Annotated in this window: 11 protein-coding genes; 1 reads left to right on the top strand and 10 read right to left on the bottom strand. The window is 61.2% G+C overall.

Annotated features, from left to right (window positions below; all coding sequences use genetic code 11):
- Positions 1-14 precede the first annotated feature (14 nt).
- The 6 genes from iolD to iolC form a co-directional block, all read right to left on the bottom strand.
- Positions 15-1,946 (bottom strand): 3D-(3,5/4)-trihydroxycyclohexane-1,2-dione acylhydrolase (decyclizing), encoded by a 1,932-nt coding sequence (iolD, locus tag HKK55_RS07600; protein ID WP_169354084.1) that lies wholly within the window; start codon positions 1,944-1,946, stop codon positions 15-17.
- Positions 1,947-1,956: 10 nt separating this feature from the next.
- Complete coding sequence (locus HKK55_RS07595; protein ID WP_169354083.1) at positions 1,957-2,772, bottom strand: TIM barrel protein; 816 nt, start codon at positions 2,770-2,772, stop codon at positions 1,957-1,959.
- A 27-nt stretch (positions 2,773-2,799) separates the two neighbouring features.
- On the bottom strand, positions 2,800-4,302 hold the full coding sequence (locus tag HKK55_RS07590; RefSeq protein ID WP_169354082.1) for a CoA-acylating methylmalonate-semialdehyde dehydrogenase: 1,503 nt from the start codon (positions 4,300-4,302) through the stop codon (positions 2,800-2,802).
- A gap of 20 nt (positions 4,303-4,322) precedes the next feature.
- The gene (gene iolB, locus HKK55_RS07585; RefSeq protein ID WP_169354081.1) at positions 4,323-5,117 is read right to left on the bottom strand and encodes a 5-deoxy-glucuronate isomerase; all 795 of its coding nucleotides are present in this window, start codon (positions 5,115-5,117) and stop codon (positions 4,323-4,325) included.
- The gene (gene iolE, locus HKK55_RS07580; RefSeq protein ID WP_169354080.1) at positions 5,114-6,007 is read right to left on the bottom strand and encodes a myo-inosose-2 dehydratase; all 894 of its coding nucleotides are present in this window, start codon (positions 6,005-6,007) and stop codon (positions 5,114-5,116) included. Before iolE ends, iolB begins: the two co-directional genes overlap by 4 nt.
- A gap of 247 nt (positions 6,008-6,254) precedes the next feature.
- Positions 6,255-8,192: a 5-dehydro-2-deoxygluconokinase gene (iolC, locus tag HKK55_RS07575; RefSeq protein ID WP_169354079.1), complete on the bottom strand. Its 1,938-nt coding sequence runs from the start codon at positions 8,190-8,192 to the stop codon at positions 6,255-6,257.
- A 303-nt stretch (positions 8,193-8,495) separates the two neighbouring features.
- Between iolC and HKK55_RS07570 the strand changes: the two genes are divergently transcribed.
- Entirely contained in the window at positions 8,496-9,392 is an 897-nt protein-coding gene (locus HKK55_RS07570; RefSeq protein WP_169354078.1) for a MurR/RpiR family transcriptional regulator, read from the top strand.
- A gap of 81 nt (positions 9,393-9,473) precedes the next feature.
- Here HKK55_RS07570 and HKK55_RS07565 read toward each other — a convergent pair whose 3' ends face one another.
- The 4 genes from HKK55_RS07565 to HKK55_RS07550 form a co-directional block, all read right to left on the bottom strand.
- Positions 9,474-12,602, bottom strand: a complete 3,129-nt coding sequence (locus tag HKK55_RS07565; RefSeq protein ID WP_169354077.1) for an efflux RND transporter permease subunit — start codon at positions 12,600-12,602, stop codon at positions 9,474-9,476.
- Positions 12,599-13,849, bottom strand: a complete 1,251-nt coding sequence (locus HKK55_RS07560) for an efflux RND transporter periplasmic adaptor subunit (protein WP_169354076.1) — start codon at positions 13,847-13,849, stop codon at positions 12,599-12,601. Before HKK55_RS07560 ends, HKK55_RS07565 begins: the two co-directional genes overlap by 4 nt.
- Positions 13,842-15,101 carry a TolC family protein gene (locus HKK55_RS07555; protein WP_169354075.1) on the bottom strand — a complete coding sequence of 420 codons (1,260 nt, stop codon included), beginning with the start codon at positions 15,099-15,101 and terminating at the stop codon, positions 13,842-13,844. The genes HKK55_RS07560 and HKK55_RS07555 overlap by 8 nt, the downstream gene beginning before the upstream one ends.
- Before the next feature lie 97 nt (positions 15,102-15,198).
- Positions 15,199-15,546 (bottom strand): hypothetical protein, encoded by a 348-nt coding sequence (locus tag HKK55_RS07550; RefSeq protein ID WP_169354074.1) that lies wholly within the window; start codon positions 15,544-15,546, stop codon positions 15,199-15,201.
- Between the last annotated feature and the right edge of the window lie 192 nt (positions 15,547-15,738).

Here is a 15,738-nt window from a genome sequence, read left to right as displayed (position 1 = left end):
CACTCCTCTTGTTATTAGTACTGCCGAGCCTTGGCCAGGCGTTCATTGAGTTGTTTGGCCACCGCATCCGTGCGTTCGCTGGTGGACACCTGCGCCACACCCACCCGCCACCAGGACAGGTATTTATGAATCATGGTTTTTGGCAGGACCTTGATATCAATCAGCGTCGACACCGTTTGCGTGCGCGCATCCGCCAACGCCGCACGCAGTTGCTCCACCGTGTTGACCTTGTACGTCTTGCACCCGTAGGCCGCCGCGCTCATGGCGAAATCCACCGGCACAAAACCACCGTCGAGCTTGCCGCTTTCAGGATTGCGAAACCGGAACTCGGTGCCGAAGCTGTCCATGCCGTGTTCCATCTGCAGGTTGTTGATGCAGCCGAAGGTCATGTTGTCCAGCAACACCACGTTGATCTTGCGGCGCTCCTGGATCGAGGTTGCCAGTTCCGAGTGCAGCATCATGTAGGAGCCATCACCCACCAACGCGTAGACCTCACGCTCAGGCTCAGCCAGCTTCACGCCCAGGGCGGCGTTCACCTCATAACCCATGCACGAATAGCCGTATTCGACGTGGTAGGTGTTGACGCCCTTGCTGCGCCAGCTGCGCTGCAAGTCACCGGGCAGGCTGCCGGCGGCGGCGACGATGATTGCGTCGTCAGCCAGGGTTTCGTTGAGCACGCCCAGCACCCGGCTTTGGGTCAGGCAGGAGCCGGTCAGCTCGATGAATTCGCGCAGCACGGCCGGGTCCATGTGGTCGTTGATTTCCGGAACGAAGTTTTCGCTCTGATATTCAGCCTGGTAGATGCGGTCGACTTCGCTATCCAACTGCGCCTTGGCATCCCGTGGCTGGTCACCCCAGCTTGAGCGATAGTCGCCCAAGGCATCGTACAAGGCCTCCAGGCCCACCTTGGCATCCGCCAGCAACTGCACGCCATCGAGTTTCAGCGCATCGCACGGGCTGATATTGAGGTTGAGAAACTGCACCTCGGGATGCTTGAACAATGACTTCGATGAGGTAGTGAAGTCGGTGTAACGGGTACCAATACCGATAATAAGGTCGGCCTCTGGGGCCAACAAATTGGCCGCCAGGCAGCCGGTCTCACCGATACCGCCAAGGTTCAGCGGATGGCTGGACACGACCGCGCTCTTGCCCGCCTGGGTCTCGGCGAAGGGAATATCAAAACGTTCGGCAAAGGCTTGCAGTGCAGCATTGGCACCGGAGTACTTGACCCCGCCACCGCAGATGATCAGCGGCTTGCGCTTGCCTTTGAAGGCGGCCACGGCATCACCCAACATGGCCTCGGTGGCCGGGCGACGGTCGATACGGTGTACGCGCTTTTGCAGGAAATAGTCTGGATAGTCCCAGGCTTCACCCTGCACATCTTGCGGCAAGGCCAGGGTCACGGCGCCGGTTTCCGCCGGATCGGTAAGCACGCGCATGGCGTGGATCGCCGCGCTCATCAATTGCTCAGGGCGGTTGATACGGTCCCAGTATTTGCTGACGGCACGAAAGGCATCATTGGTGCTGATGCTGAGGTCGTGGAACTGCTCGATCTGTTGCAGCACCGGATCGGGCTGGCGGCTGGCGTACACATCGCCAGGTAACAACAGCAACGGGATGCGGTTGGCCGTCGCGGTGGCAGCAGCCGTCAGCATATTGGCCGCGCCTGGCCCCACCGAAGAGCTGCAGGCGTAGATCTTGCGGCGCAGGTGCTGCTTGGCAAATCCAATCGCGGCATGGGCCATGCCTTGCTCGTTGCGGCCCTGATGCACCACCAGGTCACCACTGTCCTGTTCCAGGGCCTGGCCCAGGCCGAGCACGTTGCCGTGGCCGAAGATCGTGAAGATCCCGGCGACGAACTTGCTCTGCACGCCATCGACTTCGATGTACTGATTATCGAGGAACTTCACCAAGGCCTGGGCCATGGTCAACCTTGTTGTGGTCATGTTTCGCACCTTATCTTTTTTGTAGGTGGGCCATGCTCGCCCCCAGCGCCTGCTTGATATCCGCCAGACCATGCACGCTTTCGGCAAACGGTTCAAATGACAAATAGCCGCTGTAGCCAGTGCTGAGCAAGGTGTCGATCTGCGCGGCATTGCCGAGGATGTCACCCTCACCCACCAACACCCGGTGGCCGTCACGAATGCTCGCCAGCGGCGCTTGGGCGTCTTCCACACCGGAGATATGCACCAGGCCCGTCAGCTCAGGGAAGAACTCGTGCTCGCTGGCCAGGTGATGGTGAAAGGTGTCATGCACCAGACGGAATACATCCAGGCCGCCGATGGACTTGATCGCGTCCACCGCCGTGCGCTTACGGCGCAGGGAGCACTCTTCAAAGCCCAGGGGTTCGATAAACCCAACAATCCCGTATTCGCGCAGAATCGGCGCCAACTCGGTCAACGCAGTGCGCAAACCGGCAGCGCGCTGGGCTTCATTGCGCGAGTCGGCACGGTCGTTCAATGGGCACATCACCAGGCCCTGGGCGCCGCATTCACGGGCATAGGTTGCGAGCTTCACGGCCTGGGCGCGGCGCTCGTCATTCCACACATCGAATGGATACAGCGCGTTGATCGACAGCACCTTGATGCCCTGCACGGCGCATAACTCGCGCACGCGACTGGCCTGCGTACCGTCTTCAATCTCGATGCCTTTGAGATCATTGCGGATCTCGATGGCGTCGCATTTCAAGGTCACCGCCAACTCGATAAAGTCCGGCAGGGACAGGCTTGGAGCAACCATGCGGTTCAGGGCAAAACGTAGAGGCGACTTCATTATTGTTGTGCTCCACACTCGAAAAAATTACTTGGCGGTTGGCATGCTGAATTCAGGGCCCTTGGCGATGCTGTCGGGCCAACGTTGCATGACGCTTTTGTAGCGGCTGTAGAAACGAATGCCTTCTTCGCCATAGGCGTGATGGTCGCCAAACAACGAGCGCTTCCAGCCACCAAACGAATGCCAGGCCATTGGCACAGGGATGGGTACGTTGATGCCGACCATGCCGACTTTGATGTTACGGGCGAAGGCGCGGGCGATGCCGCCGTCGCTGGTGAAGCAGGACACGCCGTTGCCGAACTCATGGGCGTTGATCAAGGCCACCGCGCTGGCAAAATCCGCCACTCGCACAATGCCTAGCACCGGGCCGAAAATTTCTTGCTGGTAGATGCTCATCTCGGTCGTGACGTTATCGAACAGGGTCGCGCCGACGAAGAAACCACCTTCGGCACCTGGCACCTTGAAGCCACGCCCGTCGACAATCAGCTTCGCGCCCTGGGCCACGCCCTGGTCGATAAACCCTTCAACCTTGGCCTTGTGCTCAGCGGTGACCAACGGCCCCATTTCGCTGTCCTTCTGCATGCCGTTGCCGACCTTCAATTGGTCGATGCGCGGCAGCAATTTGTCGATCAGCTTGTCACCGACGTCGCCCACCACCACGGCAATCGAGATCGCCATGCAGCGTTCGCCAGCCGAGCCGTAAGCCGCGCCGATCAGGGCGTCCGCTGCCTGATCCAGGTTGGCGTCAGGCATTACGATCATATGGTTCTTTGCCCCGCCCAACGCCTGCACACGCTTGCCGCGCTGGGTGGCTTGCTGGTGGATGTATTCGGCAATTGGTGTGGAGCCGACAAACGAAATCGCTTCGATGTCCGGGTGCTGCAACAGGCCGTCCACGGCGCTCTTGTCGCCCTGAACCACGTTGAACACGCCATCGGGCAAGCCGGCCTGAGTCAACAGACGGGCCATCAGCAAACTGGCGGACGGATCACGCTCGGACGGCTTGAGGATGAAGCAGTTGCCGGTGGCCAAGGCCAGCGGGATCATCCACAACGGCACCATCACCGGGAAATTGAACGGAGTGATCCCGGCGCATACGCCCAGTGGCTGGCGCAGGTTCCAGTTGTCGATACCGCCACCGATGTTGTCGCTGAAATCGGTTTTCAACAGATTCGGGGCACCGCAAGCGTATTCGACAATCTCGATACCACGGGTGACTTCACCCTTGGCATCGGAGAACACCTTGCCGTGTTCGCGGCTGATGATCTCGGCCAACTCGTCATGATGCTGATCCAGCAGTTCCTTGAACTTGAACAGCACCCGCGAGCGACGCAGGGAGGATTGCTCGGACCACGCAGGGAAGGCCTTCAAGGCCGACGCTACGGCTTCATCGACGGTCTTCTGGCTGGCCAGGCCAACCCGCGCCTGCACCTCACCGGTGGCCGGGTTGAACACATTGCTGAAGCGCTCGCTGCCGCTGTCCTGCACCTGGCCGTTGATGTAATGGCCGATTACCTGGGCGTTGCTCATGGTGTTCTCCGTCGAAGTCGTTAAAGATCCAGCAGCCAGCTGTGCTGCGGGTCGTTATGGAAGTGCCAGGCACGCTTGGGGCCGGCCATCACGTTCAAGTAGTACGACTCGTAGCCGTAGGGCACGCTGACCGGGTGATAACCCTTGGGCACCACGACGAGGTCGCTGTTTTCCACGGCCATAGCCTGGTCGATGCTGCGGTCATCGGTGTAGACCCGCTGGAACACGAAGCCCTGGGGCGGGTTGATCTGGTGGTAATAGGTTTCTTCGAGAAAGCTCTGGTGCGGCAGGTCATCAGTGTCGTGCTTGTGGGGCGGGTAGCTCGACGAATGGCCGGACGGGGTGCGTACTTCCACCACCAGCAGCGAATGGGCAGGTTCGCTGTCAGGCAGGATGTCGCACACATAGCGGGTATTAGCGCCCTTGCCACGCACGCTGCGCTTGCATTGTTCGGGGCGAATCAGCCGTGGGGCGAGGCCTGCGGCGGTGGAGCCGGGGGCGGCGCAGACGGCGATTTGTACGTCACTCAAGGCCACCACCTGAGCGTGGGTGCCCGGTGGCAGGTAGGCGGCAAACGGCGATTTGTCTTCGAAGACCGACTGGCGATCTCCGAGGTTTTCCCAGTTGAAACCCTCGCCCTTGATCGAGACGCGACCGCTGAGCAGCACCAGGCACAGCTCTTTATCGCCCGCGCTGACCGGCAGGGTTTCCCCCAGGCTCAGGCGGTAGGCGGCAAAACCCACGTACTCCAGGCGCCCTGCTTCCAGCGCCACCATGGTCTGCCCGCGTTTGCTGCTTTTGACCAATAGGCTCATTGTCCCGTCCTCTCATTCAGCAGCGCGCGCAGCGTGTCGTAACCTTTTTTCGCGTAGATATAGCTGGGGGCCACAGCAGGATCCTGCTCGGCTTCCACCACCAGCCAGCCGTGGTAATTGGCGGCCAGCAGCACATCAAGCAACGCAGCGAAGTCGATATCGCCGTCGCCGGGTACGGTAAAGGTGCCGTTGATGATGCAGTCCGGGAAGCTCCACAGGTTGTTGCGGGCCAGTTGCACCACCGGTTTGCGCACGTCCTTGAAATGCACGTGGCAGATGCGGTCGATGTGCTTGCGCAGCACCTCGATGGGTTCGCCGCCGCCCATGTAGCAGTGGCCTGAATCAAATAGCAGGCCGACTTCGGGGCCGGTGAGGCTCATGAGTTTGTCGATGTCTTCCGGGGACTCGACATAGGCGCCCATATGGTGGTGGTAGGCCAGGCGCACGCCCTGGGATAGGGTAAAACGCGCCAGTTCAGTGAGCTTGTCGGCGTAGTCCTGCCAGGCTTGTTCACTGTGAAAACGCGGGCGTTCAACCAAGCGAATGGGGGAACCCTGGATCGAGTCGGCGACTTCGCCGTAGACCAGCACCGTGGCGCCGTTTTCCCGCAGCAGTTCGACGTGGCTACCGATGGCCTCGATTTCTTCCGCTACCGAGCGCCGGGCCAGGCGGCTGGAGTACCAGCCGGAGACCAGCGCCAGGTCATAAGGGCGTAATACATCGCCGACGCCCTTGGCGTCCTTGGGGAATTTGCCGTTGAGTTCGAAACCTTCGTAACCGATCTCCTTGCCTTCGCTCAGGGCGGTGCTCAAGGGCGTTTCACCACCCAGGGCCGGCAGGTCGTCGTTGCTCCAGGAAATCGGGTTGATGCCAATACGGATAGCGGGCATGGCTGCACCTTTTATTGTTTTCAAATTCAACTATGACAATGCGGTTCTTGTGGCAAGTGAGCTTGTTGTGGCGAGGGGGCTTGCCCCCGTTGGGCTGCGAAGCAGACCCAAAATCTCTCACCTCTCTCTACCTGGCAGAATGAGGTGATCTTATGAGGGGGCTGCTTCGCGGCCCAACGGGGGCAAGCCCCCTCGCCACAACAAGCCAGCTCCCACATGTGATTGCATTCCAGGCACAGGCCAGCACTCAGCTGCGTGAACTGCGCCAGGCGTTGATCAACTGTTCGAAGGTGCCCTGAACTTGCTGGATCAGGGTTTCGTCATCAATCTCCCCCGCCATCCACGCCCGGCTCGGCTCCTGGAAGATCGTGCGGCCCACGGCAAACCCACGACAGGTCTGGCTCTGTGCGGCCTGCCGGAACCCATCCGCCAGGCATTCGGCCGACGCATTCAAGCCCAGCAATACCACGCCACGGCAGTACGGATCGCGCTCTTGAATCAGCTCATCGAGCTTTTTCCAATCCTCGGCCGACTGCGCCTCGATCTTCCACCACGCCGGGTAAATGCCCAGGTTGTACAGGCGCTTGAGGCTGCGGTAGAGCACATCGGGGTAGGTGGACGGGTGATCCTTGGGGGGGATGACTTCCAGCAGCAATTCATGACCGCTGACTTGGGACGCCTGATACAGGCCCTTGAGCTGCGCTTCTTGTTCCAGGCGCAGCAGCGGTTCGTCGTCAGGGTGAAATTGCACCAGGCACTTGATGATCTGCTCCTGGGGCCAGGCAATCAGGTTGCTGCCGATGGAGCGACCATGTTCGAAGGCCAGCGGGCGCGAGCCCTGGACTTCCACCGGGCGGGCTATCCACCAACCACGACCGGTGGCGGCATTGAGGGCGTCCTGGCCGAAACGCTGGTCGGCCAAAAGGCCCACATCGGCCTCGACGCCTTGCTCCCGCAGTTTGTGCTCGACCCGCTCCACAGCCTTGATAAACAGCTGCTTGATGACGCTGATACGCGCAGGGTCCTGGCCACCTTTCTGCGCCAGCTCCATCAGTTGCCCGCGATGATCGAAGGCAAATACGAACAGCTGCTTCCAGCTTTTACGCGGCACGCTGACTTGGTGCAGGCGTTGCAGTATCGGGTCCTGGTCCGGCCGGGTGATGGGCACCGGGCTGTTGAACAGGTAATCCAGTTCGGCACGGGTCGGCATCGCCGGTGCACAGGCATGGCGCGACACCACCAGACCGCCGCAGGCATTGGCCAGTTGGCAGCAACGTTCGTCGCTGGCGTCTTCCAGCCAGCCACTGAGGAAACCCGACATGAAGGCATCACCGGCCCCCAGCACGTTGAGCACTTCTACTCGCACGCCAGGGTAAATCGCACCGTCTTCGAGACGAGCCGGGATATCGCCGTGAATCACCGTGCAGCCTTGTGGACCGAGCTTGACCACCAGTGTCGCTGCCGTCAGGCGTCGCACCGTGCGCAAAGCGGTGAGCAAGTCTTCACTGCCACCGGCAATGAGGAACTCTTCTTCGGTGCCAACGATCAGGTCAAACCGTGGGAGGATTTTCTGCACATGCTGGCTGACATTCTGGTCGGCCACAAAGCGGGTTTCACCGTCGGCCTTGCCCGCCAGGCCCCAAAGGACCGGTCGGTAGTCGATGTCCAGCACACGTTTGACGTTGTGCTTTTCGGCGTAGTCCAGCGCCTGGATGCTCGCTTTGTACACGCCATCGGTAGAGAAATGAGTGCCGGTGATCAGCAGGGCTTTGCTGGAGGCAATAAAGGCTTCGCTGATGTCTGCGGCCTGCAAAGCCATATCGGCGCAGTTTTCGCGGTAGAACACCAACGGGAAGGTTTCGCGGTCCTTGAGGCCCAGCAACACCATGGCGGTCAACCGTTCCGGATCGACCTTGATACCGCTGACATCACAGCCTTCGCGGGCCAGGGATTCCACCAGGAAACGGCCCATGTGGTCGTCCCCCACCCGAGTCAGCATGGCTGACTTGAGCCCCAGCCGCGCGGTGCCGAAGGCGATGTTGGCGGAGGAACCGCCCAGGTATTTGGCGAAGCTTGAGACGTCCTCCAACCGTGCACCTACCTGCTGTGCATAGAGGTCGACGCCCAGGCGCCCGAGGCAAATCAGATCCAATTGACGCCCACTGGCAAAACGAGTCTGGCCCATGCTGGCTCCTGTTATTTTTATCAGCCTGCGTCTGCCGTCGTGGAGGCGGCAACCGCTCTTGGTAGATGCAGACTAAAACGTCCGACGGCGCCAATCAATATTTATTCTATAAATATTTTTAGTGGAATAATTTTTCCATTAACCTTGCACAAGATTGTTCCAGCCATGGTGCATCGTTTCAGCCTCCGCCCCGGCCATGAAGCCAAGGTATTTTTTTACGCCTACCCTGTAGACTTGCGCACATCGACCTATTGTCAGGGGCAGATCGAACTGCCCTATAAGAACAAGCCAGAAGGATTCCCTATGTCCCAGAGCGCCCCGGAAGATGCACTCGCCAGCTCTCCGATCAATGCCGAGCGTCTGTTGCAACTGATCACCGACGAATACGAAAGCCTGCCGCGCCAGCTCAAACGCATCGCCAGCTACATGAGCCAGCAGAGCGACCGGATCATGGTCGACCGCATCAGCGACATCGCTCGGGAATGCGAAGTGCACCCTTCGGCCATCGTGCGTTTTTCCCAGCGCTTCGGTTTCAGTGGTTTCAGCGAGATGCAGGCGCTGTTTCGCGAGGCGTACACCCACAAGACCACGCCGGTGCAGAATTACCAGCAGCGCATCCGCAGCATGATCGCCAACAAGTCGCAGAAAGCCAGCGGCGGCGACCTGGCGCGCGAATGCGTCAACGCTACCCTATCGGGCATCGAACGCCTGGGGCTGGAGTTGGATGACGTGGCCTTCGACAAGGCCGTGGACCTGGTGGTGAATGCCGACAACATCTACGTGGTGGGCGTGCGTCGCTCCTTCGCCGTGGCTGATTACCTGGTCTATAACCTGCAGCACACCAACAAGCGCATCCACTTGGTGTCCGGGTTGGGTGGCAGCTACCGCGAGCAGATGCGCAGCGTGCGGGCCAATGATCTGGTGATTGCGATCAGCTTTACGCCGTATGGCAAGGAAACCCAGCATTGCCTGCGCATTGCCCAGCATCATCAGGCCAAGACGCTGATCATCACCGACAGCAACCTTTCGCCTCTGGCGAAGCGGGCGAATGCGGTGTTGTTGGTGAATGAAGGGTCTTCGTTTGCCTTCAGGTCGTTGAGTGCGACGCTTTGTCTGTGTCAGGCGTTGTTTATTGCGGTGGCGTATCGGTTGGAGTTGAAGGTGGATGAGATTCATGAGCAGGTGGGGTTTGATGATTGACCGCTGTGCTCTTCCGTTCCTTGAGGTTGGGAGCATATCCGTTGCTGCGGTAACGGATATACCCCCCAACCCACCTGTTAATCACCGTAAAACTTTGACCCGACGCATCAACCTATACGCCGCCGGAATCACAAACAACGACAACAACGGCGCCGTCAGCATCCCCCCAATCATCGGTGCCGCAATCCGGCTCATCACCTCGCTGCCCGTCCCTCCACCCAGCAAAATTGGCAACAACCCCGCAATAATCACCGCCACGGTCATGGCCTTGGGCCGAACCCGCAACACCGCGCCCTCCGTGATCGCCGCCAGCAACTCATGCTCACCCTGCCCGCCTTTGGCCTGCCGCTCAGCCCAGGCATTTTTCAGGTACAACAGCATGATCACACCAAACTCGGCAGACACCCCGGCCAACGCAATAAACCCCACCCCGGTAGCCACCGACAGGTTGAAACCCAGCCAATACAGCAACCACACCCCACCCGTAAGAGCAAACGGCAATGTGGCCAGGATCAGCAGCGCCTCGTCAAAGCGGCGGAAGGTCAGGTACAACAGCACGAAGATGATCATCACCGTCGCCGGCACCACCAATTTCAGCCGCTCATTGGCCCGCTCCAGAAACTCGAACTGCCCCGAATAGCTGAGGCTCATGCCCGGCTGCAACGCAACCTGCTGGTTAATGGCCTGGCGCAGGTCGTTCACCACTGAAGCCAGGTCACGGTCACGCACGTCGATATACACCCAGCCGGAAGGCCGCGCGTTTTCGCTCTTGAGCATCGGCGGGCCTTCGGTGACCTTGACCCTGGCCACCGTACCGAGGGTGATCTGGCTGCCCGACGGGGTGTAGATCGGCAGGTCGCCCAACGCGTCCACCGAATCACGCCACTCCCTGGGGTAACGCAGGTTGATCGGAAAACGTGCCAGGCCTTCCACCGTTTCACCGATGTCCTCACCGCCAATGGCACCCGAGACAATGGACTGCACATCCGCGATGTTCAGGCCATAACGGGCCGCCGCCTGACGATCAATATCAACGTCGATGTAGCGCCCACCCGTCAGCCGTTCAGCCAGGGCCGAGCTGACACCAGGCACACCCTTGGCGACCTTTTCCACGGCCTGGGTCACGGCGTCGATCTGCATCAGGCTGGTGCCGGCGACTTTCACCCCGATCGGGCTTTTTACCCCGGTGGCGAGCATGTCGATACGGTTGCGGATCGGCGGGATCCAGATGTTGGTCAGGCCCGGCACTTGCACCACACGGTCGAGTTCCTTCACCAGTTTTTCCGGGGTCATGTCCGGGCGCCATTGATCGCGGGGCTTGAATTCAATCGTGGTTTCGAACATCTCCATCGGTGCCGGATCGGTGGCGGTTTCCGCGCGACCGGCCTTGCCGAATACATGGGCGACTTCCGGTACGGTTTTGATCAAGCGGTCGGTGCGTTGCAGCAATTCACCGGCTGTTTGCGCCGAGAGCCCAGGCAACGCCGAGGGCATATAGAGCAAGTCGCCCTCATCCAAAGCCGGCAGGAACTCACCGCCCAGGCGAGACATCGGCCACAGGGCGCTGAGCACCATCAACAACGCCACCAGCAAGGTCATGCGCGGCCAGCGCAGGACCGCGTCGAGGGCTGGTTGATAGAGTTTGATCAGACCCCGATTCAGCGGGTTGCGTTGCTCATCGGGGATGCGCCCGCGAATCCAGTAGCCCATCAACACCGGGATCAAGGTCACCGACAACCCGGCGGCGGCGGCCATGGCGTAGGTTTTGGTAAACGCCAAGGGCCCGAATAGCCGGCCTTCCTGGGCTTGCAGGGTAAATACCGGAATAAACGACAGCGTGATGATCAGCAGGCAGAAAAACAGCGCCGGCCCGACCTCCACTGCCGCGTCGGTCACTACCTTCCAATGCGCTTCGCCCTTGAGCTCACGCCCCGGATGAGCCTGGTGCCACGCCTCGATTTTCTTGTGGGCGTTTTCGATCATCACCACCGCCGCATCCACCATCGCGCCAATCGCAATGGCGATCCCGCCCAGGGACATGATGTTGGCGTTGATCCCCTGGAATCGCATAACGATGAAGGCAATCAAGATCCCCACCGGCAACGAGATGATCGCCACCAGGGACGAGCGCAGGTGCCAGAGGAAGATCCCGCACACCAGCGCCACCACCAGGAACTCTTCCAGCAGTTTGTGGCTGAGGTTGTCCACGGCGCGGTCGATCAGTTTGCTGCGATCGTAGGTGGTGACGATCTCCACACCAGGCGGCAGGCTGCTTTTCAACTCTTGCAGCTTGCTCTTCACGGCGGCGATGGCCTCGCGGGCATTCTTGCCGTTGCGCAGGATCACCACGCCGCCCACCGCCTCGCCTTCGCCATCCAACTCACTGATACCCCGGCGCATTTGTGGGCCCAGTTGAATCGAGGCTACCTCGCCAAGGGTCACCGGGACATTGCCGGCATCGAGTCGCAGCGCGATGGCGCGAAAGTCCTCCAGGGTTTTCAGGTAGCCGGAGGCGCGGACCATGTATTCGGACTCGCCCATTTCCAATACCGAACCGCCGGCTTCCTGGTTGGCCTTGCCGATGGCGTCCTTCACCTGGGCCTGGGTGATACCGCGAGTGGCCAGGGCCACGGGGTCGAGTTGCACCTGATACTGCTTGACCATGCCTCCGATGGTCGCCACTTCGGCAACGTTGGGCAGGGTCTTGAGTTCGAACTTGAGGAACCAGTCCTGTAGCGCACGCAGTTGCGCCAGGTCATGTTGGCCAGTGCGGTCCACCAGTGCGTATTGGTAAATCCAGCCCACGCCGGTGGCATCCGGGCCCAGCGTCGGCTTGGCCGAAGCCGGCAGACGCGCCTGCAACTGGCTCAGGTATTCCAACACCCGGGAGCGCGCCCAGTACAGGTCCGTACCCTCGTCGAACAACACGTAGACATAGCTGTCGCCGAAGAACGAATAGCCGCGCACGGTCTTGGCCCCCGGTACCGAGAGCATGGTGGTGGTCATCGGGTAGGTGACCTGGTTTTCGACAATCTGCGGCGCCTGGCCCGGGTACGGCGTGCGGATGATCACCTGCACATCCGACAGGTCCGGCAAGGCGTCCACCGGGGTGTTCTGCACCGACCACATCCCCCAGGCGGTGACGAACAGCGTCGCCAGCAAGACCAGGAAACGGTTGGCCACCGACCAGCGAATCAGCAAGGCGATCATGGACGGCTCCCCGGTTGCATGCTCATGGCTGATTCAGCAGGCGATTGAGGGGTGAGGCCTTTCAGGCTGGCTTCTGAGTCCAGCAGGAACTGCCCGGAAGCGACCACTTGCTGGCCTTCCTGCAACCCGGCGACGATCACCGTCTGGTCCTGGCTTTCCGTCCCCACCTGAACTTCCACTGGCCGGTAACGACCGCCCTCCTCGGCCACCATCACCAGCACCCGCTTGCCGGTGCGGATCAACGCTTCGCTGGGCAGCCACAGCACCGATTGGCCGCTGGATTGCGCCAGGCGTACCTGGGCGGTCATACCGGGACGCAACACGCCGTCAGGGTTAGGCAGTTCAACGCGGACCTGAACGGTGCGGCTGTCCAGGGCCGTCTGCGGCAGGACCGCACTGACGGTGCCGCTGAACATCCGGCCCGGCAAGCCGACAAAGTGGCTCTCCACCACTTGCCCAATCGCCAGGGCTGCGCCTTGCGCTTCCGGCACCGCCACCTGCAACCATACGGTGCCCAAGCCATTGACCCGTGCCAGGGTTTGGCCCGCCGCGACGGTCATGCCCTCGCGCACGTCGAGGGTTTGCAGTGCGCCGCCCAATGGGCTGGTGATGGTCATGACCGATTGCACCTGGCCGCTGCGCTCCATCTGCGTGATCAACCCGTTGGGCATGCCGCTCAGCCGCAAGCGCTGGCGAGCGGCGGCCAATAAACTGGCATCGTTGCTGCGACGCAAGGCCAGGAACTCTTCCTGGGCGGCTGCCCATTCTGGCACCAGGATGTCCGCCAAGGGCGCATTGGCCTTGAGTACATCGCCGGGCGCACGGGCATACACCCGTTCGACAAAACCCGCCGCGCGCGCCTGCACCACGGCCACGTCGCGGTCGTTGAACGCCAGGGTGGCGGGCAGTTCCAGGCTGGACGTCAGCACCCCCCGGGTGACACTGGCCAGGCGCATGCCGATGTTCTGGGTCAGGCTCGGGTCGATACGCAGGGTCGCGCTGTCCGATTTCTCATCAGCATCGGCATAACGTGGCACCAGTTGCATGTCCATGAAGGGCGACTTGCCTGGCTTGTCGAATTTCTGCTGCGGATACATCGGGTCGTACCAGTACAGCGTCTTTTTCTCCTGGATCGGGGCAGCGGCTGCAGGTTGCGCCGCACGCATGTCCGCCAACCAGTAGCCCCCACCCAGACCCAGCAGCAGGACGCCGCCCAGCACGGCGACGTTGGCGATTCGATTATTCATTGGCAGGTTCCCCATACGCGAAATACAGCTGTGCACCGGTCAGTGCCCGTTGCTCCAGAGCGTCGATCTGTTTGAAACGCGCTTCCACCAGCTCACGGCGCGCGGTTACCACACTCATCAAGTCACCCTTGCCGGCGCGATAACCGGCCAGGCTCAGCGCGACCTTTTCTTCGGCCAGCGGCACCAGGCTGTCCTGGCTGCGCTGCACCGCACGGTCCAGGCGCTGGTAATCGGCCAGGTCGTCGTCCAACTCCTGAGTGTGTTCGCGGGTGGTGGCTTCGCGCTCCGCGTCCAGTTGATCGAGTTCGGCCTGCTTGGCGGCGATGCCGGGGTTCTGCCGGCGGCCGGGGAAGATCGGCAGATCAAACGTCAGTTGCAGGCTGACCATGTCGCCGTACTCACGGCCACGGTGCTGGTAATCCACTTCCCAGCTCCAGTCCGAGGTCTTTTGCGCCTTGGCTTCGCGCACTCGGGCTTCGGCTTCGCGGGTGCGTGGCACAAAGGCTTGCAGCACCGGATGCTGGTGCAGGTTATGGGACAGGCCTTGGGTATCGAGAGACCAGTTGGGCAACTGGCCGCTGGGGGCTTCGCTGGCGGCTGGGCCGATCCAGCGCTTGAGGGCGGCGCGGGCCTGGGCGCGTTGTTGAGTCAGTTCGTCTTCGCGCCCGGCCAGTTCGGCCGCTTCCTGCCGGGGGATCACCGCGTCGGATGGCTGGCCACGCCCACCGGCCAATTGCGCACGCACGGTGTCTTGCAGCAGGCGGTTCTGCTGGTAGAAGTCCTTGAACAAGGCGTTTTTGCGCTCGACGGCGTAAGCGCGAATCCACGCCTGGGCCGTGGCCTGGCGTACGTTCAGGCGCTCTATCCGTCCTTCGGCTGCGGCCCGTTCTACCGAAGCCTCGGCCAGTTCGATCCGGGCCTTGCGCTTGTCGCGGCTGGGTACTTGTTGCTGAACGCCGACCATTTGCATGGTCATGTCGTCACCATAGAGCGTGCCGCGATCGGGGCCGCCCACCGGGAAATTCTGCAGGCCCAGCACCAGTTTCGGGTCGGGCAGCTCACCTGCCGGAATTGCTGCCTGGGTCGCCGCTTGCAGCTTGGCCGACTCGGCGGTCAGCGATGGCGCGTTGTTCTGCGCCAGGCGCAAGGCTTCATCCAGGGTCAGCGCCGAGGCCAGCGCCGGCCACGTCAGCACGCCCGCCGCCAGGGCAGCCGCCAAGGGCCGCCCAATGCGCGCACATAGGGAATTCATGTTGAAGATTCCTGTTCTGTTCCACTGTGCGTCGCTTAATGCGGCCCACAGCAAGGCCATCCCGGTTCAGCGGGATGAGTCTTCGGTACAACAGAAATCAGGAACGGGGCGGACGCCAGACGCCGGATGGCGTGCGCTCGGGGATGAAATCAGAGGAGAGGCTGGCGATCAGTGCATTGGAGAACATCACCGGGGCCTTGAGCACCGGCATCGACAGTTGCAGCATGCCGCCGGTCTTGCATTCCTGGCCGGGTTTGCAGGACTTGCTGTGATCGGCCGGGGTCGCACCGTCCTGGCAGCAGTCCAGGGACATGTCGCTCATCATCGGCATATCGGGCATCTGCATCGGGCACGGTTCGGTGCTCGAGGGCACGCCCGCCATCCCGGTCAGGGGAAGCGCGAGACTCAGCAACAGGACCAGGAATAAACGCAGATAGCGGCTCATGGGGCCGGAGTCTAGCCAAAGGACGGTTAAGCGACAATTAACAAAGTGCGCAGAATTCGCAAATACAGAAAAGGCCGCCTCTGCTGGAGCAGAGGCGGCTTTGATCAGACGAACAAACGGATCAATGCATGAAGATAGCGATCAGAATAATGACCGGGATCGGTACACCGAGGAACCACAGCAGTAATGAGC

Origin of the sequence: Pseudomonas sp. ADAK18 (assembly GCF_012935695.1) — a bacterium.
Classification (GTDB): domain Bacteria; phylum Pseudomonadota; class Gammaproteobacteria; order Pseudomonadales; family Pseudomonadaceae; genus Aquipseudomonas.
This window is presented reverse-complemented; position numbering and strand designations above follow the sequence as displayed.

What these genes read in the sequence shown, in the direction of transcription:
- iolD (WP_169354084.1), bottom strand. Translation starts at nt 1,946, where the DNA reads ATGACCACAACAAGGTTGACCATGGCCCAGGCCTTGGTGAAGTTCCTC.
- HKK55_RS07595 (WP_169354083.1), bottom strand. Translation starts at nt 2,772, where the DNA reads ATGAAGTCGCCTCTACGTTTTGCCCTGAACCGCATGGTTGCTCCAAGC.
- HKK55_RS07590 (WP_169354082.1), bottom strand. Translation starts at nt 4,302, where the DNA reads ATGAGCAACGCCCAGGTAATCGGCCATTACATCAACGGCCAGGTGCAG.
- iolB (WP_169354081.1), bottom strand. Translation starts at nt 5,117, where the DNA reads ATGAGCCTATTGGTCAAAAGCAGCAAACGCGGGCAGACCATGGTGGCG.
- iolE (WP_169354080.1), bottom strand. Translation starts at nt 6,007, where the DNA reads ATGCCCGCTATCCGTATTGGCATCAACCCGATTTCCTGGAGCAACGAC.
- iolC (WP_169354079.1), bottom strand. Translation starts at nt 8,192, where the DNA reads ATGGGCCAGACTCGTTTTGCCAGTGGGCGTCAATTGGATCTGATTTGC.
- HKK55_RS07570 (WP_169354078.1), top strand. Translation starts at nt 8,496, where the DNA reads ATGTCCCAGAGCGCCCCGGAAGATGCACTCGCCAGCTCTCCGATCAAT.
- HKK55_RS07565 (WP_169354077.1), bottom strand. Translation starts at nt 12,602, where the DNA reads ATGATCGCCTTGCTGATTCGCTGGTCGGTGGCCAACCGTTTCCTGGTC.
- HKK55_RS07560 (WP_169354076.1), bottom strand. Translation starts at nt 13,849, where the DNA reads ATGAATAATCGAATCGCCAACGTCGCCGTGCTGGGCGGCGTCCTGCTG.
- HKK55_RS07555 (WP_169354075.1), bottom strand. Translation starts at nt 15,101, where the DNA reads ATGAATTCCCTATGTGCGCGCATTGGGCGGCCCTTGGCGGCTGCCCTG.
- HKK55_RS07550 (WP_169354074.1), bottom strand. Translation starts at nt 15,546, where the DNA reads ATGAGCCGCTATCTGCGTTTATTCCTGGTCCTGTTGCTGAGTCTCGCG.